Annotated in this window: 20 protein-coding genes and 1 pseudogene; 7 read left to right on the top strand and 14 right to left on the bottom strand. The window is 71.0% G+C overall.

Annotated features, from left to right (window positions below; all coding sequences use genetic code 11):
* The first annotated feature begins 395 nt into the window (after positions 1–395).
* Positions 396–683: a hypothetical protein gene (locus BFF78_RS37605; protein WP_069782524.1), complete on the top strand. Its 288-nt coding sequence runs from the start codon at positions 396–398 to the stop codon at positions 681–683.
* A gap of 211 nt (positions 684–894) precedes the next feature.
* Here the strand turns inward: BFF78_RS37605 and BFF78_RS37600 are convergent, their stop codons facing one another.
* On the bottom strand, positions 895–2,340 hold the full coding sequence (locus BFF78_RS37600; protein ID WP_069782523.1) for an alpha/beta hydrolase: 1,446 nt from the start codon (positions 2,338–2,340) through the stop codon (positions 895–897).
* Between the two features lie 1,148 nt (positions 2,341–3,488).
* On the opposite strand from BFF78_RS37600, the gene BFF78_RS37595 reads away from it, so the two are divergent.
* The 5 genes and pseudogenes from BFF78_RS37595 to BFF78_RS37580 all read left to right on the top strand — a co-directional run.
* Complete coding sequence (locus BFF78_RS37595) at positions 3,489–6,062, top strand: beta propeller repeat protein (protein WP_069782522.1); 2,574 nt, start codon at positions 3,489–3,491, stop codon at positions 6,060–6,062.
* Between the two features lie 341 nt (positions 6,063–6,403).
* Positions 6,404–6,937: a nucleoside-triphosphatase gene (locus BFF78_RS37590; protein ID WP_069782521.1), complete on the top strand. Its 534-nt coding sequence runs from the start codon at positions 6,404–6,406 to the stop codon at positions 6,935–6,937.
* Positions 6,934–7,197 carry a hypothetical protein gene (locus BFF78_RS46510; protein WP_159033122.1) on the top strand — a complete coding sequence of 88 codons (264 nt, stop codon included), beginning with the start codon at positions 6,934–6,936 and terminating at the stop codon, positions 7,195–7,197. Before BFF78_RS37590 ends, BFF78_RS46510 begins: the two co-directional genes overlap by 4 nt.
* 101 nt (positions 7,198–7,298) lie before the next feature.
* Positions 7,299–7,667: a hypothetical protein gene (locus tag BFF78_RS37585; protein ID WP_069782520.1), complete on the top strand. Its 369-nt coding sequence runs from the start codon at positions 7,299–7,301 to the stop codon at positions 7,665–7,667.
* Between the two features lie 29 nt (positions 7,668–7,696).
* Positions 7,697–7,933: pseudogene (locus BFF78_RS37580) on the top strand (HoxN/HupN/NixA family nickel/cobalt transporter); the annotation flags it as partial.
* Positions 7,934–7,942: 9 nt separating this feature from the next.
* On the opposite strand, the gene BFF78_RS37575 reads toward BFF78_RS37580, so the two are convergent.
* The 5 genes from BFF78_RS37575 to BFF78_RS45035 all read right to left on the bottom strand — a co-directional run bounded on the left by BFF78_RS37575 (position 7,943) and on the right by BFF78_RS45035 (position 13,850).
* Positions 7,943–8,875 carry an L-tyrosine/L-tryptophan isonitrile synthase family protein gene (locus BFF78_RS37575; protein WP_069782518.1) on the bottom strand — a complete coding sequence of 311 codons (933 nt, stop codon included), beginning with the start codon at positions 8,873–8,875 and terminating at the stop codon, positions 7,943–7,945.
* A gap of 141 nt (positions 8,876–9,016) precedes the next feature.
* Positions 9,017–10,267, bottom strand: coding sequence for a cytochrome P450 family protein (locus tag BFF78_RS37570; RefSeq protein ID WP_069782517.1), 1,251 nt, complete (start codon positions 10,265–10,267; stop codon positions 9,017–9,019).
* A gap of 12 nt (positions 10,268–10,279) precedes the next feature.
* Positions 10,280–12,106 carry an asparagine synthase (glutamine-hydrolyzing) gene (asnB, locus tag BFF78_RS37565; RefSeq protein ID WP_069782516.1) on the bottom strand — a complete coding sequence of 609 codons (1,827 nt, stop codon included), beginning with the start codon at positions 12,104–12,106 and terminating at the stop codon, positions 10,280–10,282.
* A 17-nt stretch (positions 12,107–12,123) separates the two neighbouring features.
* On the bottom strand, positions 12,124–13,539 hold the full coding sequence (locus tag BFF78_RS37560) for an MFS transporter (RefSeq protein ID WP_069782515.1): 1,416 nt from the start codon (positions 13,537–13,539) through the stop codon (positions 12,124–12,126).
* A 131-nt stretch (positions 13,540–13,670) separates the two neighbouring features.
* The gene (locus BFF78_RS45035; RefSeq protein ID WP_069782514.1) at positions 13,671–13,850 is read right to left on the bottom strand and encodes a hypothetical protein; all 180 of its coding nucleotides are present in this window, start codon (positions 13,848–13,850) and stop codon (positions 13,671–13,673) included.
* Positions 13,851–14,178: 328 nt separating this feature from the next.
* On the opposite strand from BFF78_RS45035, the gene BFF78_RS37550 reads away from it, so the two are divergent.
* A complete protein-coding gene (locus tag BFF78_RS37550) occupies positions 14,179–14,394 on the top strand; it encodes a heavy-metal-associated domain-containing protein (protein ID WP_069782513.1) in 216 nt (71 codons plus the stop codon).
* A gap of 90 nt (positions 14,395–14,484) precedes the next feature.
* On the opposite strand, the gene BFF78_RS37545 is transcribed toward BFF78_RS37550, so the two are convergent.
* The 8 genes from BFF78_RS37545 to BFF78_RS37510 form a co-directional block, all read right to left on the bottom strand.
* Positions 14,485–15,303 carry an ABC transporter ATP-binding protein gene (locus tag BFF78_RS37545; RefSeq protein WP_069782512.1) on the bottom strand — a complete coding sequence of 273 codons (819 nt, stop codon included), beginning with the start codon at positions 15,301–15,303 and terminating at the stop codon, positions 14,485–14,487.
* Positions 15,300–16,373 carry a FecCD family ABC transporter permease gene (locus BFF78_RS37540; RefSeq protein WP_099055003.1) on the bottom strand — a complete coding sequence of 358 codons (1,074 nt, stop codon included), beginning with the start codon at positions 16,371–16,373 and terminating at the stop codon, positions 15,300–15,302. Before BFF78_RS37540 ends, BFF78_RS37545 begins: the two co-directional genes overlap by 4 nt.
* 2 nt (positions 16,374–16,375) lie before the next feature.
* The gene (locus BFF78_RS37535; protein WP_193433613.1) at positions 16,376–17,455 is read right to left on the bottom strand and encodes an ABC transporter substrate-binding protein; all 1,080 of its coding nucleotides are present in this window, start codon (positions 17,453–17,455) and stop codon (positions 16,376–16,378) included.
* 184 nt (positions 17,456–17,639) lie between these two features.
* Entirely contained in the window at positions 17,640–18,254 is a 615-nt protein-coding gene (locus BFF78_RS37530) for a sigma-70 family RNA polymerase sigma factor (RefSeq protein WP_069782511.1), read from the bottom strand.
* Between the two features lie 179 nt (positions 18,255–18,433).
* Positions 18,434–19,132: a hypothetical protein gene (locus BFF78_RS37525; protein WP_069782510.1), complete on the bottom strand. Its 699-nt coding sequence runs from the start codon at positions 19,130–19,132 to the stop codon at positions 18,434–18,436.
* Positions 19,133–19,302: 170 nt separating this feature from the next.
* Positions 19,303–19,824 carry a copper chaperone PCu(A)C domain-containing protein gene (locus BFF78_RS37520; RefSeq protein ID WP_069782509.1) on the bottom strand — a complete coding sequence of 174 codons (522 nt, stop codon included), beginning with the start codon at positions 19,822–19,824 and terminating at the stop codon, positions 19,303–19,305.
* Positions 19,821–22,094: a heavy metal translocating P-type ATPase gene (locus BFF78_RS37515; RefSeq protein WP_069782508.1), complete on the bottom strand. Its 2,274-nt coding sequence runs from the start codon at positions 22,092–22,094 to the stop codon at positions 19,821–19,823. The genes BFF78_RS37520 and BFF78_RS37515 overlap by 4 nt, the downstream gene beginning before the upstream one ends.
* Positions 22,094–22,339 carry a hypothetical protein gene (locus BFF78_RS37510; protein WP_069782507.1) on the bottom strand — a complete coding sequence of 82 codons (246 nt, stop codon included), beginning with the start codon at positions 22,337–22,339 and terminating at the stop codon, positions 22,094–22,096. Before BFF78_RS37510 ends, BFF78_RS37515 begins: the two co-directional genes overlap by 1 nt.
* Between the last annotated feature and the right edge of the window lie 139 nt (positions 22,340–22,478).

Below are 22,478 nucleotides of genomic sequence, written 5' to 3'. Positions count from 1 at the left end.
GTATGGGTATGTCATGGCCGCCTCATCCTGCCCGCTCCGCCGTCCGGGTGAAACCCCTGCGCCATGCACCGTCAACTTGGGCGGGCGGGCGCCACGGCAATCGGGCGACAGGACACGGACAGCACGCCGGACGGTCCTCCAACCGGCCCGCCGGCCGCGGCCGTGGCGGTGCCCCTGGCGCCCCTGGGCGGCCACTTCCAGGACTCCCGGGCCTTCTGGGCGGCTGTAGGCACAGGCGCGCCGGGAAGCCACCAGCAACGCGAGACCTGCCTGCACAGGCCCGAGGGATGAACCCCGGCCAGGACCGCGGGCTACCTCGTCGCAGCACGGCGGGCGCACCGGAAGCTATCCAACCCGGGTCTGCCGGAAACCGCACCGGTATCAGCATCCAACCCATGGAGCAGCCGATGGCCCGCAACGTCCGCCTCAGCCCGCAGATCGCTCAGCAGATCCGGACCCCCGCCGCAAAGCTCGACACCGCCGACATGCCCTCCGACGCAGCCACCGCGCAAGAGCTACTGCCCCGGATGCTCTCGGAGTTGGTCAAAGGCAAGCGGGATCGGCGATGGCGCGTCGGCAGGCACGGTTCAATCGCCCACGGTGTCCTCGGCCTCCCAGCGGCGCAGATCGCCGCAACGGCGCCGTGTGTCCTGTGCGAGCAGTCTGACTCGCTCGCGCTGTAGTCGCTGGAGAGCCGGATGATCGGGAAACCAATTCGGATCTGTCAGGGGTGACGTGCGGTCACACTCGGCCATCCCGAAGTGTTGATCAGAGCCGCAGAACCTGGTCGGGTGGCCCGGGGGCGCGATTCCCCAGGCCACCCGGCCCTCCTACCGATGGCCCCGGACGGCTTTCGCCAATTCTGATGTTGGGGTTACGGAGCGTTGCGTTGCGTTACCTGATGCCGTGGATGGCCTGAGGGTCTGTGGCTGGGAGAGCGTGCTCGGTTTTCACGGCGGCGGGTGGGGGCGTCAAGTAGACCGGGGTGGGGTCGGGTTCGGGCGCACAGGTCTTGGCGATGACACCTTTGCCGCTGGGGAGGCGGCCGTCTCGCAGGTAGGCGGTGAAGGTGTCGTCCAGGCAGGCGTTGCCGTGGAAAAGGATCTCGTGGAAGCTGCCTCCGTTCTGGACGACGAGTTCGGATCCGGGCAGTGCCTTGTGCATGGCGAGGGCACCCGGGTAGGGGGTGGCGGCGTCCTCGGTGGCCTGGAAGAGCAGTACGGGCGGCAGGCCCTTGCCGGTGATCTTCAGTCGGCCGGCCGGGTTGCCCTGGTAGGGCCAGAACATGCAGGCGGCGTTGTACCACATGTTGTTGTAGGTATAGAAGGGCGCGACGGCATTGACCTTGGCCTGGTCCCTCTTCCAGAACTCCCAGTCGCGCGGCCAGTTGTTCTCGGTGCACTGGACCGCGTTGTACGCCGGGAAGGTGCCGTCATCCGCCCCCGGGGCCGCGTAACGGTTGTACGCGATCTGCAGCGGGCGGGTGTCGTTCTTGGTGAGGTAGGCCGACAGCACGGTCGCCATCTGCGGCCAGCGCAGGAAGTTGTAGCCGCCGCCGTAGAAGGTGTCTTCGAACTCTGCGGGGCCGATCTTGCCGGGGGCCGGGGCGGCAGCGACCGGGCTGGTCCGCAACGCGGCCTCGACCTGGTAGTACTTCTGCTCCACGCCGGCAGCGTCGGTGCCCAGGTGGTAGACCGAATCAGCCTTGGCGGTCCATGCCGCGAAGGCGTCGAATCGGCGCTGGTGCTCCTTGTCCTGCAGGATGTTGTGGTCGTACCAGCTGATGGTCGGGCCGACGATGCTGTCCAGCACCATCCGGCGCACATGCGAAGGGAAGAGCTGGCCGTACGTCGAGCCCAGTGAGGTGCCCCACGAGCCACCGTAGAAGTTGATCTTCTGGACCCCGAGCGCCCGCCGGATGCTGTCCATGTCGCGCGCATTGTCGACAGTGGTCATGTGCGGCAGAAACCAGCTCCACTTCGCGGCGCAGTCGGCGGCGTACGTGGCCGACTTCTCCAGCCACGCCTGCGACGTGCCCTGGCTGATTTGGTAATCCGGCCGCTCGGCGTCGAAGAAGTGTGCGTCGCACGTGACGTGGGGTTCGCTGGCGTTGGTGCCGCGTGGGTCGAAGCCGATCCAGTCGTAGGTCGATGCGACGTCCTGAGGGATCTTTCCGGAGACGTAGGCGGGCATCCACAGGCCGGAGTCGCCAGGACCGCCGGGATTCAGAAGGATGGGGCCCTGACGCTCGCTCTTGGGCGCGGTGGCCGGGAGCCGGTTCAGCTTGATCTCGATCTTGGTGCCGTTCGGCTGTGCGTAGTCCAGCGGCACTTCGAGCATGGCGCACTGCAGCGCGGGAGTGGTCGCGTCGCGACAGGAACTCCAGATGGGCTTCCCCTGACCGGCACCCCTTGCCGCGGCCAAGGAAGCGGAAGCAGGCGTGATACCCGCACAGACTGCGCCAATGGCGGCGAGGACCGAGAGCAGGACTCTGACTTTTGTCATGAAAGCATCATGTGACATGTGCAATATCACATGCCATCTCTGGGATGGGCGTTACTCAACTGTGACTCGATGAGCATCGATAACAGGCCGCGCACAGTGGGCGATTGGTCATGGCCGGCGTCGCGGGCCTGTGTTCCAGCGGTGATTGGTCCAGGCAGCAGGGCGGACAGGACGATCAGGAGCGACGCTGCGTGCAACGGGTGTCTCGGTCCGGCTGGAAAACGCATGGTGCCTTCAGGGATGGGCGATCCGGGATGGGGACCCTGTCAAGCCTCGAACTGGCGGCAGCAGGTGGGGGCATGGCCGTTGACCAAGGCTTGAAGGGCCGTGCGCAGACCCGCGCCGTCGGCCGTTCGCGGCCGTGTGTTGGGGCGAGGGCGGGCGACAGCTCACCTGGGGGGTGCTGTCGCCATACCGCAGGGGCGCGTCACGGCTCGAACAGTAGCGGCGCTGCGGTCATGGGCCGTGGTTCCCGTCCGGGCGGCATGGCGGGAGCTGGTCGTCCGGACGGGAAGCCTGGCCTGGTAGGCCGCGCACTTGGCGACGGGCGGTTTGCCCGAGGAGAAGTATTCGGCCGCCTGTGTGCCGCCGGGGAGACGTCACCCACCCATAACTCGGCGTTATGGATAGAGTCTCGAGAACTCCGGCGGACTGCCGCCGCCGATAGGTGGCCGGCCTCTTCCGGCATCGTCGACGGACCCCAAGCAGCCACACCGTGAGCCTTGTTCCCGCACGTCATCACCGGTAGCCGCGCACCGGAGCGCGGATTTCGGACCTCCTTCGTGACGCGACCGGGACCGGGCGGATGGCCCCCGGTCCCGTGCACAGTCCAGTGGGCGAGGTCTGCCTCTCGGAATCCCAGCCGTACGAAACCGAATTGAGGCTATGCGAGCCAGGGACTGATCCTTTACGCTCACCGGCGTCCTGTGGTGGCGGGAGCACCGCGCGACACAACACGCGCTCTGATGCCCAGGAGGCATGCGATGCTCCCTCGCGCCAGCCTGCTCGTGGCCGCCATGGTGGCCACGGCTGTTCTCACCGGCGGCACACCCGGTGTTGCCGTCCCCCGAACCCACCATCCGTCCGCCGACCGGCAGTTTGCCGCGCTCGCCAGGCAGATCCACCTGAGCAACACCGGCGGCATGAAACCGGCCGACGACGGCGGTGATCCTGACGACCCGGTCGCCGGAACCCTCCAGTTCGCCGCGGCGCGTACGGCCCCGTCCGCCACCGTTTCCGGCGCCGCCCTCGCTGCGGGAGCGGCCGCCGGCGACCGGCTTCCGGTGCGTGGCGGCACCTGGTCCGAGGTGACCAGCGGTTCGGCCGGCAGCGAGACCCCCGGTTATGCCGACCCGTCCTACTCCGACTACGGCTCCGGCTGGGGCCTGGTGACCGGCAGGGCCTCCGCGCTCGCCACGGACGGCCCGTGGGTGTACGCCGGGTTCGCAGACGGCGGCGTCTGGCGGTCCAAGGACGCGGGCAGGACCTGGAGCCCCGGGTTCCAGCACGCGGCGACCGAGTCGATCGGCTCGCTGTGGGTGAATCCCGCCGACCACTCCCTGTGGGTCGGCACCGGTGAGGCCAACACCAGCGCCGACAACTACACCGGCCAGGGCGTCTACCGCTCCGCCGACCACGGCCGGACCTTCCGGCGCGTCGGCGGCTCCGAGCTCCTCAACGCCCAGGTCGCCACGGTGACGACGAACGGCTCGTACGTGTTCGCGGCGACGAGCCGCGGCCTGTGGCGGCGCCCGCTCTCCGGTCCGCTGGACACCCCGTGGCAACGCGTGCTCAGCCCCGATCCGAACCCGGACAAGGACCCGGCGCGGACTTCCATCATCTCCAGCGTCACCGTCCGGCCGGGGGGTCACGGCGCCACGGTGCTGGCCGCGCTGGGTTTCCGCAACGGGACCCCCTACGACGGGCTCTACCTTTCCACGAAGGGCGGCGCACCGGGTACGTTCCAGCGGATACGGCCGGCCGGTCTCGACGACTCCGACATCGGCCGGACCAGCCTCGCCTACGCCCCCGACGGCAGCGCCCTGTACGCGGTGGTCCAGTCACCGGCCTACACCGCCGGCAAGCGCCCCTCACCGATGCAGTCGACGTCGCTCAAGGGCGTGTACAAGTCGGCGAACGGCGATCCGAACGGGCCGTGGACGCTCGTCGCGGACGCCGGGACGCTGGGCAGATCCGGATCCGCCCAGTCGTTCCCGTCCACCTACGAGCCGGGGGTGGGCTCCTGGTACAACCAGTACGTCAGGGTCGATCCACGTGACCCGCAACACGTCTACGTCGGCCTGGAGGAGATCTACGAATCCCGCGACGGCGGCGCGAGTTGGACGACGATCGCACCCTTCTGGAACTACACGCTGCCCTGCTACGGCACCGCCACGGGCTGCCCGCCCACCGTCCACACGGACCAGCACGCCATCGCGATCAACGACGAGGGCCGGCTGTACGTGGGCAGCGACGGCGGCGTGTGGAGCCGGCTGACCACCGACCATGCCACGGCAGGCTGGCACGACCTCAACGCCGGCCTGCACACGCTCCAGTACTTCTACGTCGGCGCAGGTCACGACCCCCAGGGCGGAACCGCACTGTGGGGAGGTCTGCAGGACAACGGCGCAACCCTGGTGCGCGGCAACTCCCACGACGTGATCCAGCCGTTCGCCGGTGACGGCGGCGATGTCATCGTGGACCCGGACAACGCCGACCGCGCCGCCGTCGAATACACCTACGGCGACATCGCGGTGACCACCGTCGGCGGTCGTTCCGACGGCACAGCCGCGGCATTCCGGGAGATCAGCCCCAGCTGCCAGATCAGCGCGCCGATCGCCGGCTGTGATCCGAAGATGCAGTTCATCGCCCCTTTCAGCGCCGACCGGACGGACGGCAACCGCTGGGTGATCTCGGGCCGGTACGTATGGGAGACCCAGAAGGGTTTCGGCACGGTCTGCTCGAAGGCCGGCGGGACATGCGACTGGCGGCCCGTATACGACCTCGGCGAGACCGCCTCGACCACCGCGGTCGAAGCGGACAACGGCGTCGACTATGTGGGCTGGTGCGGTCCGTGCCTTCCCTCGGACGAGGACGGAAGCGGCTTCAAGAGCGGCATCGCCACCGACTACGGGGGCACCTGGCACACCATCACCGCACCGAACCTGCCGAACCGCTACGTCACCCGGATCGTCAGCGACCCGACTCGTCCCGCCCACGTGTACGCCGTTTACGGCGCGTACTCACGCAAGTGGATCCCGGGTGGCGGCGTCGGGCATGTCTTCGAGTCGCAGGACGGCGGGGCGACCTGGAGGGACATCAGCGGCAATCTGCCCGACGTCCCGGCGGACGCGATGGTCATCGCGAAGGGACAGTTGATCCTCGCCACCGACCACCTCCTCTACGTCGCCGACGTCAGGACTCCGACCCGCTGGTCCCGGCTCGGCCACGGCCTGCCCAGCTCGGTCACGACCGACATCACCCTCCTTCCCTCGGGTGACACCGTGGTCGCCGCGACACACGGCCGAGGTCTGTGGAGGCTCAGGCTGAGCAGGTGAGCTGACCGGGCCGGACGGCTGCATCAGGCACGTCCACCCGCGTCCGCAGCGGTGGTCGGCGTCGTCACGTGCCAAGACGAGCCCGCTCTCCGGCTTCCGGTCTTCACCGCACGATGCACCGCATCGCCCGTGTCCTGGCGGAGGCACCCCTCACCGCTGTGTTGTCGGGGATCGCCGCATGGCCGCCGAACGCCACGCTCCTGAGCTCGATTCCAGGCGCTCGCGCGGCCCTGTCCGGAACAGCGCGACCGCCGCCGGAGTGGTCGGGCCACTCCATTGGCTGAGCAGCCCGACCACCGCACGGGGAACCCGTCATACGGGCCTGCAAGGGAGCACACACGATGCCGACGAGAATCCTGCTCGAAGGACGCCCCGGCGCGGGCAAAACAACCCTTGTCCGCCGATTGGCCACGCTCCTGCGCACCCGCAGGGCCGTCGGCTTCACCACGGAGGAGATCCGGTACGGCGGTACGCGCAGCGGTTTCGCGCTGGAGACACTGGAGGGCGGTCACCGAGCCGTGCTCGCGCATGTCGACTTCCCGGGTCCACCGCGGGTGGGCCGGTACGGCGTCGATCTGGACGTCATGGAGCAGTTCGCGCTGCCGCCGCTCATGTCGGCGGCAGCGGATCCTGTTCCTGGAGATCTCGTACTGATCGACGAGCTCGGGCGTATGGAACTGGCGTGCACCGCGTTCCAGGACACGGTCCGTTGCCTGTTCGAGTCCGACATCGACATCGTCGCCACAGTCCACGCGCACCGTGACCCCTTCACCGACGCCCTCAAGCAGCGCCCTGACATCACCCTGCTCCAAGTGACCCGAGCCAACCGGGACACGCTCCCCGACGACCTGGCAGCCCGGCTCGAGAAGCCATGACGAGCGTCACCCGACAGACCGCGGTGCCCGCCGTGGTCGTCCAGGCGGATGGTGCCCAGCGCGCCGTGGATGTCGCCGAGGTGCGCGTCGTCGAGGACCGCCGCGCGGGGCGGTACGGCGATCGTGGTCATGGTGGCCTCGGTCATGGTGGTGCCTCCCTGGTCCCCTGGTCCGGGGGAGGTAGGGGGCACGCAGCAGCCATCACCCCTGCGCTGTCCGCCGTACCGCCCGGCAGCTGGCCGAAGACCTCCCGAAGCTGACCGCGGGCTCCACGGGTGCCCTTCGTGCCGGGCTCGCCGTCCGCACCGCCGACCTGCGCAGAGCTGCGCTCGCCGCCTGGGTCACCGGCATACCCGAGAACATGGTGTCCGCCCTGGCCGGCGCGGTCGTACCGCTGTCGGCCAGTTACGCCGTCGGCGAGGCCGCCGGCGTGGAGCGCTCCGTCTCCCGCAGCTTCCGCGACGCCCCACTGTTCCTGGGACTGTTCACCGCCCAGATCGTGCTCGGCGCCGCGGTGGCGATGACCCCGGTGAACGTCGTCCAACTGCCGATCGGCACCCAGGTCGTGCTGGTCTACCTGCTGGTCCTGACCAACCGCCGCTCGGTGCTCGGCGCGGCGGCCAACGGTCCCCGCTATCGGGTCGGCGCCACCATCGTGGTCGTCGGCGTCGCAGGCATGTCCACCATCCTGCTCGTCCAGACCGTCCTCGGCTGGTTCGGCCTCGGCTGATCCCCATCCCCGGCTGAGAGGAGGGCCCGGTCACCGGCCTGTCCATCGCGGTGGCCTTCTTCGTCGGCACCATCGAGCCGGCCGGCGTCCTGCACGACAAGCTCGGCCTGAGCGCCGTCAGCGGCTGGATCGCGGGCCTGAATCCGGACAACGTCGGCTGCATCGTCGTCGGCCTGCTCGTGGTCGTGTGGGCCGTGGCCATCGCCCACTGGCGCCTGGCCAAGGTCGAGGAGCGCCGGCGCGCCCGCACCGCGGACGCCGGCTGATCGGCCCGGTCAGTCCTGCTCGAAGTGGCTGGCCCTGCCCTCCTGCCGCACCAGTCGGCCCAGCTGAGCGGCCGTGGCCCGGGGCATGAGCGTCCAGGTGCCGTCGCTCCGGCCGAGAGCCGCTGAGTGCCACGGAGTGGTCCAAGCGTCCGGGGCGTCCAGGAGACGGATGCCGAACTTGGCGGCACCGATGGGTTGGGGGTGGATGGACAGGCGTACGGCACGAGGGCGGTGCTCGGCGATCAGGTCCCCCCAGGCGCGGCTTCGCTGGATCACGCCGTAGGCACGTTGCCGGCAGGCGCGCTGGAGGGCGGAGCGGGTGCCGGTCCAGTCGGCGGTGTCCTCGACGAGGAAGCGGGTGATGCCCCGGTAGAGGGCGAGGGCGTGGGCGTCGGCGCGCATCTCGGCGCGCAGCGCGTCCAGGGTGGGGGCGTAGCGGTGGTGTACGAGGGTGCGTTTCGTGTCGTGCGGGAGGTCGCCGAGGACGTCACGGAGGTCGAAGACGGACAGTCTGTGCAGTCCCAGTAGGCCTATCTGTATGCGGAGTTCGTCGGCGTAGGCGTCGATGTGGTCGTCGGGGACGCCGATGAGGTCGCCGAAGACGTGGCCGTCCGAGCAGATGACCACGTGGGCGCCTGGCGGGTAGATCCGCTCGATGTCGGTGCACAGGGTGTTCAGGAAGGTGAGGGAGAGGCGTTCGCCCTGGTCGGGGAGGTGACCAAGGACCTTGGCCGGGTTGGGGGACTTGCAGGGGAAGCCGGGCAGGGTGAAGACGACAGGCGAACCGTCGCGTACGAAGGCGGAGATGCGCCGCAGTTGGTGCGGGAACGCCTCGGCTGTCGCGGGGGTCCGGTCGCCGGCGCGGTGATGGGGCAGAAGCAGGTTCAGGATCTCGGTGCCGATGCGGGTGGAGAGGGTGTCCGGCGCGGTCGTCAGGGGCATGTCGTTCCTCCTGGAGTACAAGGGCGTGCGAGGGCACGTCGACATGGCGCCGTGGCGGGAGAGGAAGCCAGGCGCCCGAGGTCGGTGGGTGTGGGTCAGCCGGGGCCGGTGCGGCCGGGCCCGGTCAGCGGTACGTCGGTGTCAGAGGCGCCGGTCGTAGCCGACGGGCAGGTGGTTGGTACCGCGGCCGAGGACAGCCGGGATCCATTCGATGTCCTCGTCTCTCATGGCCAGATGGAGGCCGGGCAGGCGGGCGAGGAGGGTGCCGAGGGCGATCTGGAGTTCGGCGCGCGCGAGTGCGGCGCCGGGGCAGAAGTGGATGCCGTGGCCGAAGGCGAGGTGGGGGTTGGGCGAACGGTCGAAGTCGAGAGTGTTCGGGTCGGGAAAGCGGCGCGGGTCGCGGTTGGCGGCGCACAGGGAGACGATCACGGAGTCGCCGGCCGGGATCTCCGTGCCGTGCAGGTCGCTCTCCTCGTCGAAGAAGCGCCAGGTCGTGAGCTCGAAGGCGCTGTCGAAGCGCAGGAGTTCCTCCACCGCCCGGGGCAGCAGTTCGGGCTCGTCACGGAGGCTGGCGAGCTTGTCCGGGTTGCGGAACAGGGCGATCAGGGCCGTGGTGATCTGGTTGGTGACCGGTTCCTGGCCCGCGACGAGGAGCTGGAAGATCATCGAGTCCAGCTCTTCCTGAGACAGTTCCCGGCGGTCGCGGGCCACGACGAGGCGGCTGAGCAGATCGTCGTCCCAGTGTTCCCGCTTGTGGGCGACGACATCGGCGATGTAGCTCTGCAGACCGTGCAGCCGGGCTTCGTAGAGGGGGCGGCCCGGGTCGGTGGGCCCGACCGGCTGGACGACCTTGCCCCAGTCGCGGTCGAAGCGGGCCGCCAGTTCCCGTGGGAGGCCGATGACTTCCGCGAGGACCTGGAAGGGGAAGTGCGCGGCGAAGCCGGTGACGAGGTCCGCCGGGCCGTGCTCCGGCAGTGCGTCGACGAGGGCGCCGGCCAGTTCCTGGCAGCGCGGGCGGAGCCGCTCGACGCGGCGCGGGGTGAAGGCGTCCGTCACGAAGCGGCGCATCCGGGTGTGCTTGGGGGGATCCTGGTGGAGGAGGTGGACCTGGAGCTGGGAGTGCTGGGGCTCGGGCATGATCGAGGCGCGGGCGCGCCAGCGGTCGTTGCCGCGGTCGTGGTTCTTGCCCAGGCGGTCGTCGCCCAGCGCGGCGTGGGCGGCGTCGTAGCCGGTGACGAGCCAGGCGTGGACGCCGCTGGGGAAGAGGACGCGGTGGACCGGCCCGACCTCACGCATCCGCTCGTACAGCGGGTAGGGGTTGGCCTTGTACGGGCAGCCCATCAGTGGCACCGGGTCGGGTACGGGCTCGACCGGAGGCTCTTGGACGGTCATGAACAGGGCTCCTCAGAGGACGATTTCGGGCCGGTAGTGGTCCAGCCACAGGGCGAGGTCGACGACGCGTTCGAGGCGCAGGCGGTGGCCCCACGCCAGATGGTCGGGCGGGGTGTCCAGGCAGGGCTTGATACGGCTCTCGTCGGCCAAGGCGCGGACCTGTTCGGTGGCGAGCGCGTCGCGGGCCAGGTCCTGCAGTCCGCGGTTGTAGTCGGGGTGGTGGGTGGCCGGGTAGTGGTTCTTGGGGCGGTGCAGCACCGAGTCCGGAGCGAGGCCGACGCCCATCGCGCGCAGCAGGCTCTTCTCCCGGCCGTCGAAGCTCTTCAGCGCCCAGGGGGTGGTGAAGGCGTACTCGACGAGCCGGTGGTCGCAGTACGGGACGCGTACCTCCAGTCCCTGGGCCATGCTGAGGCGGTCCTTGCGGTGCAGGAGCTGGCGCAGCCAGCGGGTCAGGGACAGGTGCTGCATCTCGCGCTGCCGGTGTTCGGCGGGACTCTCACCGTCGAGGTGCGGTACGGCGGCCAGGGCGGTGCGGTAGGTGTCGTCGCGGAACTCGCCGATGCGCAGGCCGAGTTCGGGGTTCAGCGGCATGGCCGCCTCGTCGCCGGTCACCAGCAGCCACGGGAAGGTTTCCGCGGCCAGCGCCCTCGGGTTGTGGAACCAGGGATAGCCGCCGAACACCTCGTCCGCGGCCTCGCCCGACAGCGCGACCGTGGAGTGGCGTCGTATCTCGCCCAACAGCAGGTACAGCGACGTATCCATGTCGCCCACGCCGATGGGTGAGTCGCGGGCCACGACGACCGCCTTGCGGTGCTCGGGGTCGAGCAGGGCGCGCGGATCGAGGACGACCGTGCTGTGGTCGGTGCCGATGAAGGCGCCGGCCTCGCTGGCGTAGGGCGTGTCGTGGCCGGTGCGCAGGACATCGCCGGTGAATTGTTCGGCCTGGTCGCTGTAGTCGACGGCGTACGAGCGGATCCGGGCGTCCGGCCCCTCGCGGCGGCGCAGTTCGTCGGCGAGCAGGGCGGTCAGGACGGTGGAGTCGATGCCGCCGGAGAGCAGGCTGCACAGGGGGACGTCGGCCTCCAACCGGCTGCGGGCGGCCCTGCCGACCAGCTCGCGGATCCGCTCGACGGTCGCTTCCTGGTCATCGGCGTGGGGCGCGGCCTCCAGCTGCCAGTAGCGGCGTTCACGGATGCCGCCCCGGTCCAGGACGAGCACGCCGCCCGGCTCGACCTCCCTGACTCCGGACCACACCGTCGGGCCGGTGTTGAACAGCAGGCTGTACGCCTCTCGCAGCCCGTCCGCGTCCACCCGGGGCCGTATCTCCGGATGGGCGAACAGGGCCTTGGGCTCGGAGGCGAAGGCGAGGCCGCCGTCGACAGTGGCCCAGAACAGGGGCTTCACCCCGAGCCGGTCGCGGACCAGAAGCAGCCGCTGAGCGCGCTCGTCCCAGACGGCGAAGGCGAACATGCCCTCCAGGTGCTCGGCCACCGCCTCACCCCACTCGGCGTACGCCCGCAGCACCACCTCGGTGTCACTGCGCGTACGGAACGCATGGCCCCGGGCGCGCAGTTCGGTGCGCAGTTCGTGGTGGTTGTAGACCTCGCCGCTGTAGCTGAGCACGATGGCCGGCTCGTCGGGCCGGTCGGTCATCGGCTGTACGCCGCCTTCGAGGTCGAGGACGGCCAGTCGGCGGTGGCCGATCGCGGCCCGCTCGCCGAGCCAGACGCCTCCGGCGTCGGGGCCCCGCGGGGTGAGGGCGGCGGTCATGGCCTCGATGACCGGGGCCTGGGGACGGGCGTCGCTGTGGAAGGACGCCCAGCCGGTGATTCCGCACATGGGGGAGGACTCCTCGGTCAGGGGTGGTGGGCGGCGGGAGCCGCGTCGGTGGACATGTCTTGCACGAGCGCGGGCCTGCGTCCTTGCAGTGCGAGCAGGGGTACGGCGATGCAGGCGGCGACTGCCGCCAGGGTCAGCCCGGCCGTCACGCCGTCATCGCCTGCGGCCAGGCCCCAGGCGGCGGTGGCCAGGGCCGGGCCGAGGGTGAAGCCGAGGCTGCGGGCCAGCTGTACGGAGGAGCCCACGGTCGCCGCGCGGTCCGCCGGGGCGGCACTCATGACCAGGGCCTGGGTCGGGCCGCCGTTCAGGCCCATGCCGAGGCCGGCCAGCGCCAGCCGCCAGGCCACGTCCACCGGCGACCAGTCACCCCCCAGCGGAACGAGGAGGAGCAGACCGGCGGCGGTGAGGGCGGCGCCGGTGACCGCCACTGGCCGAGCCCCGAACCGGTCGGCGAGGCGTCCGCCGACCGGCCCGGCCAGCCCCATGCCGAGCGGGAAGGCGAGCACGGTCAGACCGGTCGTGCCGGCGCTGACCCCGTCGTCGCGCTGGAGGTGCAAGGCCACGACGTAGTGCGTCGCCGCGAAACCTGCCGCCAGCGCCAGCACCGCCGTATGCGCCCGGAACAGCCCCGTCGCCCGCAGTGCGCCGACGACCGGGCGGCCGCCCGGTCCCCGCAGCCACCACCACAACGGCGGTACGGCGGCTAGCGCGAGCACCAACCACCCCGGGCTTCCCGACGCCAGGGTCAGCGTCAGCAGCAGGGCGGCCACCCCGGAACCCACCAGCAGCCCGTCCGCCGCCGACCGTCGGTCGGGCAGGCGCAGGCCGCCGTCCCTCGGCATCGCCCGCCACGCCACCACCAGGGCCAGCAGGCAGAAAGGGATCTTGACCAGGAAGACGGCGCGCCAACCCAGGTGGTCCAGCAACAGTCCGCCCACCGCCGGACCGGTCACCGCGCCCAGCGGGCCCAGCGTCGCGGGCACGCTCATGGCCCGCCCGCGCAGTTCCGGTCGTACCGAACGCAGGGCGAGAACCGGCATCAGGACGAAGAGCACGGCCCCGAACGCGCCCTGCGCGAGGCGGGCGACGATCAGCCAGGCCACCCAGGGTGCGGCGGCCGCCAGCGCGCTGCACACACCGAAACCCGTGGTCGCGACCAGCAGGGCGGAGCGCATCCCAACCCCGTCCAGCCACCGGCCGGCAGGCAACAGCAAGGCCACCACGGGAAGTTGATAACCCAGGACCGCCCACTGGGCGATCGCGGCGGAGACGTGCAGACCGTCGGCGATGTCCGCCAGGGCCACGTTGACGATGTTCATGTCGAGCATCGCCACGAACGCCAGCAGGCCGGCCACCGCAACGAGCAGCCAGCGGTCCTGGCCGCCGACGGGTATGTGGCCGGGCTGTTCCGAACCGGGACTGTGGCCTGTCACCGTTGCCGCCCCTCACGGTCGTGGGTGGGCTGCCGGACGGCAGCCTCGTCCCACAAGTCGGGAGGGATCGCACACGAGTTCCCGGGCGCGTCCGAAAATCATGGCGGGCAGGCTGAAACTGCCCGCGCCGATCAGTCGCGGCGGCCGCCGCGTGCCGGCTCGCCCGACACGGCCGACTCCACCACCAGGTACAGCAGCGCGCAGAGGATCAGCCCGGCGGCACAGCCGACGGCCGCGCCGAACGCTCCATCGACGACGGATCCCAGCCAGCCGTACCCGGCTACGAGAACGGCCACGGTGCCCGCGAGCAACGGCCAGGCTCCCCCGTCGACCCGCGCCCAGCCACGCCGGATCGTCCTGGGCTCAGGATCCCAAGGCCATACCGTGTGGGAACCGCCGTGCACATCGCGCCGGAGCCGCGCCATCCGACCGCCCTCCCCCGCAGTGCTCAACACGCCCGCTGCCCGGTGCGTGTCGCGGAGGGTTTCTTCCCTCCCGCCGGACATCGAATCGGCGTGCCTAGGGCGGAACTCCGGGCTCCGCTCAGCCGACTACTGAAGCGACGGCGTCGGTCCGAACGTCCGCGTTCGGGCATCCGTACGCCACGCCAAGGTCCCGTCTGCATCGAGGAGTTGCGCCATGGACCAGAAGCAGTACAACGTCACGGGAATGAGCTGCGAGCACTGCGCGGCGAGCATCAGGGAAGAGGTCTCCGAGGTACCCGGGGTGAGCGAGGTCGTGGTCGACCTCGTCGCCAACGCCGTCACCGTGCGCGGCACGGACCTTGAAGACGAGCGGCTGCGCGCGGCGATCGTCGAAGCCGGGTACGGCATCGCCGACTCGATCGCCGCCTGATCCCGGCAGACGGCCGAGCGGGCAGGACGCGACCGTCGTCCTGCCCAAGCCCGTTCATCACCCCGTTCATCAGCCCGTGCATCAGCCCGTTCATCCCCGGGTGGGACTCTCCAGCGGCACGGCTGTCGGTGCCTCGTCCGCCGGCGTCCGGTGGTCGAAGGCGATGAGCGGGTCGCCGGTCAAAGGATGGTCGACAAGCGCCGCTCGCACTCCGAACACCTGCGCCATCAGCACGGGCGTGAGGACTTCCCGCGGCGGGCCGGAGGCGACGACCGCTCCATCGTGCAGGACGTGGAGGCGGTCACAGACGGAGGCCGCGGCATTCAGGTCATGCAGCGACACCAGGGTCGTACGGCGCTGGGCACGCAGGAGGGCGAGTAGATCGACCTGGTGGCGGATGTCGAGGTGGTTGGTCGGTTCGTCCAGCACCAGGATGTCCGGGTTCTGTGCGAACGCCCTTGCCAGCAGGACACGTTGGCGCTCACCGCCGGACAGGGCCGTGAAGCGGCGTCCGGCCTGTTCCGCCATGCCGACGTCGGTGAGCGCCTGCGCGACGATGTCCCGGTCGGCGGCGTCCTCCCCGGCGAGGGCCCGCTTGTAGGGCGTACGGCCCATCGCGACGACCTCGCGCACGGTCAGCTCGAAGTCGCTCCCCCGCTCCTGCGGCAGGGCCGCGACGTGCCGCGCCGACTGGAGCGGGGTCATCTCCCGCAGGTCGGTGCCGGCCAGCAGGACTCGCCCGGCGGTGGGCTTCAGGTGCCGGTAGACGGTGCGCAGAAGCGTGGACTTGCCGCTGCCGTTCGGGCCGACCAACCCGGTGATCTCGCCCTCGGCGGCGACGAGATGGGCGCCCGCGACCACCGTCCGGCCGGCGTAGGCGACGTGCAGGTCCTCGATGTCGATTCTCAACTGACGCTCCCCAGGCGCCGGTCCAGCAGATACAGCAGGGCCGGAGCCCCGAGCAGCGAGGTGACCACGCCGACCGGCAGCTCCTGGGTGTCCATGGCCGTACGGCACACGATGTCGACCACGACCAGTAGCAGTGCGCCGAACAACGCGGAGAGCGGCAGCAGGCGTCGGTGGTCACCCCCCACGACCAGGCGGCAGACATGCGGCACCATCAACGCGACGAACGCGATCGCGCCGGAGACCGCCACCAGGACACCGGTCAGCACACTGGTGACGGTGAACAGCTCGCGGCGCAGCCGGGTGACGTCGATGCCGAGTCCGGCGGCCGTCTCGTCGCCCATCAGCAGGGCGTTCAGGCCCCGGGCGCGGGCCTGGAGCCACAGCAGCGCGGTGGGTACGGCGACGGCGGGTACCGCGAGCAGTTCCCACGTCGCTCCGCTGAGGCTGCCCATGAGCCAGAACAGGACGCTGTGGGTCTGCTGCTCGTCCCCGGCCTGCAGCACCAGGTAGCTGGTGAACCCGGAGAGGAACTGGCCGATCGCGACCCCGGCCAGCACGAGCCGCAGCGGCGCGAACCCGCCACCGCGCCGGGCCACCGCCCACACCAGCGCGAACGTCGCCAGCGCACCGACAAAAGCCGCCCCGGACAACCCCAGTCCCAGTGCCCCGCCGGCGCCGAGGCCGAGGACGATCGCGGCGACCGCGCCGAGGGAGGCGCCGTTGGAGATGCCCAGCAGGTAGGGGTCGGCCAGCGGGTTGCGCACCAGCGCCTGGACCGCCGTACCGACGAGGCCGAGGCCGGCGCCGACGAGGGCGGCGAGCAGGGCACGGGGAAATCGGAGCTGCCAGACGATGAGGTCGTCCGTGCCGGGGCGCGGAGCCTCGCCGGACAGCCGCCGCCACACCACGCTCCACACCTCGCCGGGCGGGATCGACGTCGAACCCCAGGCGACGGCGGCCGTCAGCGCGGCCAGCAGCGCCACGGCCAGAACCGCCGCCGGCGGACCGGCGGGCAGGCTGCCGCGCTCGTCCGCAGCCGCGGCTTTCCGGCGCACCCGTGTGAAGGCCACGATCAGGCGACCTTGCCCGGGTAGAGGGACTTGGCGATGGCCTCGACCGTGTCGGCGTTCTCGACTCCCGCAATGGTGGTCTGCTCGGAGCCGATGCGCAGGAAGTGGCCCTCCTTGACCGCCTTCAGGCCCTTGGTGGCGGGGTTTGACTTCAGCCACTGCTCGGCCTCGTCGAACGCCTTCTTGTTCGCCGCCTCGCTGCCGCGGTTGCGGACGCCGAGCTGGATCCAGTCGGGGTTCTTCGCGATGACGTCCTCCCAGCCGACCTGCTTGTAGTCGCCGTCGCAGTCGGCGAAGACGTTGCGGGCTCCGGCCAGGGTGATCACGGCGTTGGCGAGCTGGCGGTTGCACGTGACGGAGGGCTGCTTCGTACCGGCGTCGTAGTCGAAGAAGAAGTACGTCGGCCGGTTGCTCTGCGCCGTACTGCCGACCGCCTTGTGGACCGCGCCCACCTTGTCCTTCATCCCGGCGACGAGTTTCTGCGCCTGTGCACTGGTGCCGGTGACCGCGCCGAGGGAGGTGATGTCGGCCTCGACAGCGGACAGGTCGGTCACCGGGGTCTTGCTCTGGGCAGCACAGGCGGTGGACTTCAGGTAGATGTGCTTGATCCCGGCCGCCTTGAACTCCTCCGCCGTCGGCGCGTCCCCCATCCCTCCGCCGCCCATGCTTCCCATGGAGGCGAAGGTGTCGATGTAGAGGTCGGCGCCGGAGCCGAGCAGCTTCTCCTTGGGAATCACGGTCTGGCTGAGCACCTTGACCTTCTGCGCCTGAGCGTCGAGGGTGCCGGGCAGCGTGCCCTTGCCGGGCGGGAAGCCGGTGCCGATCACCTGGTCGCCGACGCCGAGGCGCAGCAGCAGCTCCAGGCTGGAGGCGTTGCTGGTGACGATTCTCTTCGGGGCGCTGGAGAAGGTGGCCTTGGCGCCCATGCAGTCGGTGACGGACACCGGGTAGCCACCGGAAACCGACTTCCCGGCCTGCCCCGCGTCCCCGTCCGCCGTGTCCTTCCCCCCGCCGCCGCAGCCCGCCACCAGCAGGCCGCCCAGTACGACGGCCGCGGTACCGCCCCACACACGAGAACGCATCGAACAACTCCCGGATCCACTCGGTACACGGGCGAGCCTTCGCCACCCGCTCCAGTAGTCGGAGCGAAGGCGCCTTGAGTTCCCGGCCGGTTGGCGATCCGGCTCAGGTGAACCGCTCCCGGTACTCCGGCGGCGAAGGTGCCGGTGCCGTCCTTCCAGCCGGCACCGGCACCCTCCCGGAGCGTCAGACCGCCAGCGCGGCGGTCTGGCCCGCCTCGTCCAGCAGGCCCATCAACGTCGCTCGGGCGCGGGCCACACGGGAGCGGACCGTGCCGATCGGGCAGTCGCTCACCTCGGCGGCCTCCGCGTACGGCAGGCCGAGCAGCTGCGTGAGGATGAACGCCTCCCGACGGTCATCGGGCAACGAAGCCAGCAGATCCAGCAGGGCGATGCCGTCGTCAAAACCGGGCAGGTCGCAGGGCTGAGCCAGTTCAGCGGTCAGCTGCCAGTCCGGTACGTCGATCAGGCGCGGCCGGGCGGCGGCGTACCGGTAGCTGTCGATCACCGCCCGGCGGGCGATGGACAGCAGCCAGGCCCGGGCCGAGGAACGTCCCTCGAACCGGTGCAGGCTGCCGAGCGCCCGCAGGAACGTGTCCTGCGCCAGATCGTCCACCGCCTGGGGATCGCCGCACAGATGGGCGACATAGCGCTGGACGTCCCGGTGCAGGGCGCCCACGAACTGCTCGACCGCGTCCGCGTCACCGCCTCGGGCGGCCAGCGCCCATGCGGTGATCGAGTCGTCGGGCGCTGCCGGTTCATAGCTCTTGGCGCGCGACGTGGGCAGGGCAGAGGTAATCACCTGGTGTCCTTCTCGGGTCAACCGTGATCCGGACCAGGGCGCGCCGAAGCGCGCGGTCCGGTGAAAGTGGGAGAGACGGCCCTACGGCGTCGCTGTGGCGCCACAGCGCCTGTGCGGTCGTACGGCCGTGGCCCGAGGCACACACGGGCAGCCGGGCAGCCTCGGGAAACCAGCTGTCTTCAGACGACAGCCGTTCCCACGGGCGGACCCCGGGACGTGATCGCGTGGACGAGGAGGAGGAGACGCGGCGCCCGGTCCGAGCGGCGGCGGCGCAGGTGGACGCGGGGGCGATCGGGGGTACCGGGCAGGGCGAGCAGCAACCGCAGCGGCGCCGCCAGCCATCCGGCGGTCGCCCGCAGGATCCGGAAGGCGGCCTTCTCGCCGTACGCCAGCCACAGGCCGCTCAGCACCGCGGCGAGCAGGTGGGCGGCGAGCATGCCGAACGACGACGAGCCGCCGTCCATGGAGTGCCCCATGTGGTCCATGGGGCTCATGCCCGTGTGGTCCATATTCATGGCGCCCATGTCCATGGAGCCCATGCGCATCGAGCCCATGCCCATGGAGCTGTCCATGGCGTCCATGCCGCTCATGTCCATGGAGGCCGAGCCGTCGGACGTGCCCGATGTCGACTGGGCGTAGGAAAACGCCTCGTGAAGCACCGTCTGGGCGGCGACCACGACCGTCACGATCAACGGCAGCCCGCGCTCACGCCCCGCCAGAGACCATCCCACGGCACCGGTCACGGCCCCGCCGGCGGCCAGCGCCCACGCCGGCACGTCGCTGCCGGACATCAGAACGTGGCCCAGGGCGGCGAGCAGCACGCACATGGCCGCGAACACCGCGGCCCGTATCGCGCGAGCACACCATCCTGCTGTCATGGTGCCTCATCCTCGCATCCGGACTTCGGTCGTCATGCGTGGGTACGGACATCCACGGGGGACCGTACTCAATCCGCACGGTGTGATCCAGCCCACGACAACCGGCTGGAACTCGACGACACTCTGCCCCGACGTCTAGGAGAGGATTCCTCCGCCCTCAGAGCGGGCGATCAGGGACCGCTGTCGCTCGGGCGGATCACGACCGCGATCGTCTCGACCGGCGCGCTGCGCTCGAAGTGCAGCGTGAACGGCACGAGGTCACCCGCCCGCCAGCCGGCCCCGGCCCGCAGTGTCGCGTCCACACCGCGCGGCGACATGGACAGCACGCCGCCCGCAGGGACGCCGGCCGAGGTCACGTCCGACTTGTAGGCGGCCCGGCCGCCCAGCATGCGGTGCCCGCTGAGGGTGATCCGGCCGTGCGTGGCGGTGGACGTCACGTTCACCAGCCGGTCGTCCGCGCCACCGACGTTGGCGATGTCGAAGAGCGCCGCGGTGTCCGTGCTGTCCCCGTACGGCAGGAGGACCCGCCCGTTCGAGACGGTGATCCGAGCCGGGCTGCCCGCCTTCCCGGCCCCGACCCAGGTCGTCAGCCCGCCCAGGGCGAGGCTGCACGCGGCCACGGGCGCGAGCGCGGCGAGGAGGGTGTCGGTCAACCGACGGCGAGTGGGTCGCCAGAGAGTCTGCTCGGTCATCGGGTACGCCTCCGGGCGGGAGCGGGCGAGGGCTGCCAGGCGCGCAGCCGCAGGCTGTTGCCCACGACCAGCAGCGAACTCACCGACATCGCCGCCGCTGCGAGCATCGGATTGAGCAGGCCGACCAGGGCGAGCGGCACGGTCACGACGTTGTAGCCGAAGGCCCAGACGAGGTTGGCCCGGATCGTGCCCAGCGTGCGCCGGGCGAGCCGGACCGCGTCCGCCAACGCCTCGATGTCCCCGCGAACCAACGTCACGTCGGCGGCCCCGATGGCCACGTCCGTGCCGCTGCCCATGGCGATGCCCAGGTCGGCGCCGGCCAGGGCCGCGGCGTCGTTCGCTCCGTCGCCGATCACCGCGACGCGGTAGCCCTGCTCCTGGAGGTCCCGTACCAGGTCGGCCTTGGTCTCGGGAGTGCAGCGGGCGTGTACCTCGTCGATGCCCAGGGCCGCGGCCACGGCCTGCGCGGGTGCCTCACGGTCTCCGGTGGCAAGCACCGGCCGCACACCGAGGCGCCGCAGCCGGTCCACGGCCCGGTAGCTGCCGGGCCGTACGACGTCCCCGACCTCGATCAGGGCCTCGGCCACACCGTCCACCCGGACCAGGACGGGCGTGTGGGCGGCGGCCTCGGCCACCGACAGCGCGTCTGCCAGGGCGGTGGGCAACTCGCCGTCGGGGGCGAGGACTTCGACCAGCCGGCCCTCGACCAGGCCGCGCACGCCCCGCCCCGGCACGGCGGCGAACTCACTCACGTCCGGCAGCGTCCCCTCGGGGAGTTCCCGCCGGGCGTAGGAAGCGATCGCCCGGCCCAGGGGATGCTCCGAGCCGTGCTCGACGGCCCCGGCCAGTCGCAGCAGCGCCTCCTTGTCCCGTCCGTCGGGTACGACCGTGACGCGGGCGACGGCCATGTGGCCGGAGGTGAGCGTGCCGGTCTTGTCCAGGACGACCGTGTCGATGTGCTGGAGCCCCTCCAGCGCGTGGGGTCCGCCGACCAGGACGCCCAGTTGGGCACCGCGGCCGGTCGCGGCCATCAGCGCGGTCGGCGTGGCCAGGCCGAGCGCGCACGGGCAGGCCACGACGAGCACGGCCACGCACGCGGTGAGGGCGGCCTGCGGGTCGGCCCCGGCACCGAGCCAGAAGCCGAGACAGGTGACGGACAGCGTCAGCACGACGGGGACGAAGACGCCTGCCACCGTGTCGGCCAGCCGCTGCGCCCGCGCCTTGCCGGCCTGGGCCTCGGTGACCAGCCGGGTGATCCGGGCGAGCTGGGTGTCGGCGCCGACGGCCGTGGCCTTCACCAGGAGCAGCCCGCCGGCGTTGACGGCGGCGCCGACCACCGCCGAACCAGGCCCGACCTCGACGGGCTCGCTCTCTCCGGTGACCAGGGACAGATCCACTGCGGAGCTGCCCTCCACCACCTGCCCGTCGGTGGCCACCCGCTCCCCCGGCCGTACGACGAAGACCTGCCCCGGCCTCAACCACTCGATGGGAACAAGCCGTTCGCCGTTGCCGTCGCGGACCGTCACCTCTTTGGCGGCGAGTTGGGCCAGTGACCTGAGCGCCGCCCCGGTCCCGCGCCGGGCCCGCGCCTCCAGGAACCGCCCCGCCAGGACGAACAGCGGTACACCGACGGCCGCTTCGAGATAGACGTGCGCCGCGCCATGCGAAACCGAGGGCACCACAGTGAACGGCATCCGCATGCCGGGCTCCCCGGCACCGCCGAGGAAGAGCGCGTAGGTGGACCAGGAGAAGGACGCCACCACACCCACCGACACCAGGGTGTCCATGGTCGCCGCCGCGTGCCGTAGCCCACGCGCCGCCCGCACATGGAAGGGCAACGCGCCCCAGACGGCGACCGGGGCGGCCAGCGCGAAGCACAGCCACTGCCAGTTACGGAACTGCAGCGCGGGCACCATCGACAGCACGAGCACGGGCAGCGCGAGCAGCGCGGTGATCAGCAGCCGGTCCCGCTCCTGGCCGGCTTCCTCGGACTCGCCCGCGTCCTTGCCCGCGCGCGTCTCGGGCTGCTTGGGCGGTTCGGGCAGGGCAGCCGTGTAGCCGGCCGCCTCCACGGCGGCGACGAGTTCCTCGGGGCTGAGCCGCGGCGGGTGACTCACGCGCGCCCGTCCGGTGGCCAGATTGACGGTCGCCGTGACCCCGTCCAGCTTGCCGAGCTTCTTCTCGACGCGTCTCACGCAGGCCGCGCAGGTCATGCCACCGATGGCCAGGTCGGTCGTCACCGCGTCGACGGTCACGGGTTCCCCGCCCATCAGTGGCCGCCCCCGTGCATGTCCCCCATGTCGTCCGTGCCGCCGCCCCCGCCGGAATCGCCGTCCCCCCGGCTCGTGCCGGTGCCGTGCATGCCGGGCGCGACGGGCCCTGCGGCGACACCGACGGCGTACGACACCGTGAACATCAGCACCAGCAGGAGAAGGAATCCGCACAGGGCGGGCGGAGGCGCGAGCTTCCGCAGCACCGCACCCGCGCCGGAGGAGGTTTGCCGGGACTCGTCCATCAACCGCGTCTCCAGATCACGTTGTACGGCGTCGGTCGGATCGCGCCGTACTGCATCAGGAGTCGGGGCCGCCGGGGGGCGAGTTCCGGAGCAAAGTTGTGGTCCGCGTCACGTGAGGGACAACTGTGCCGGGGTTCGC

Source organism: Streptomyces fodineus, from assembly GCF_001735805.1.
In the GTDB taxonomy this organism is placed as follows: Bacteria; Actinomycetota; Actinomycetes; order Streptomycetales; family Streptomycetaceae; genus Streptomyces; species Streptomyces fodineus.
Note: the sequence above shows the minus strand (reverse complement) of the source record. Positions and strands in the feature narration are given on the sequence as shown.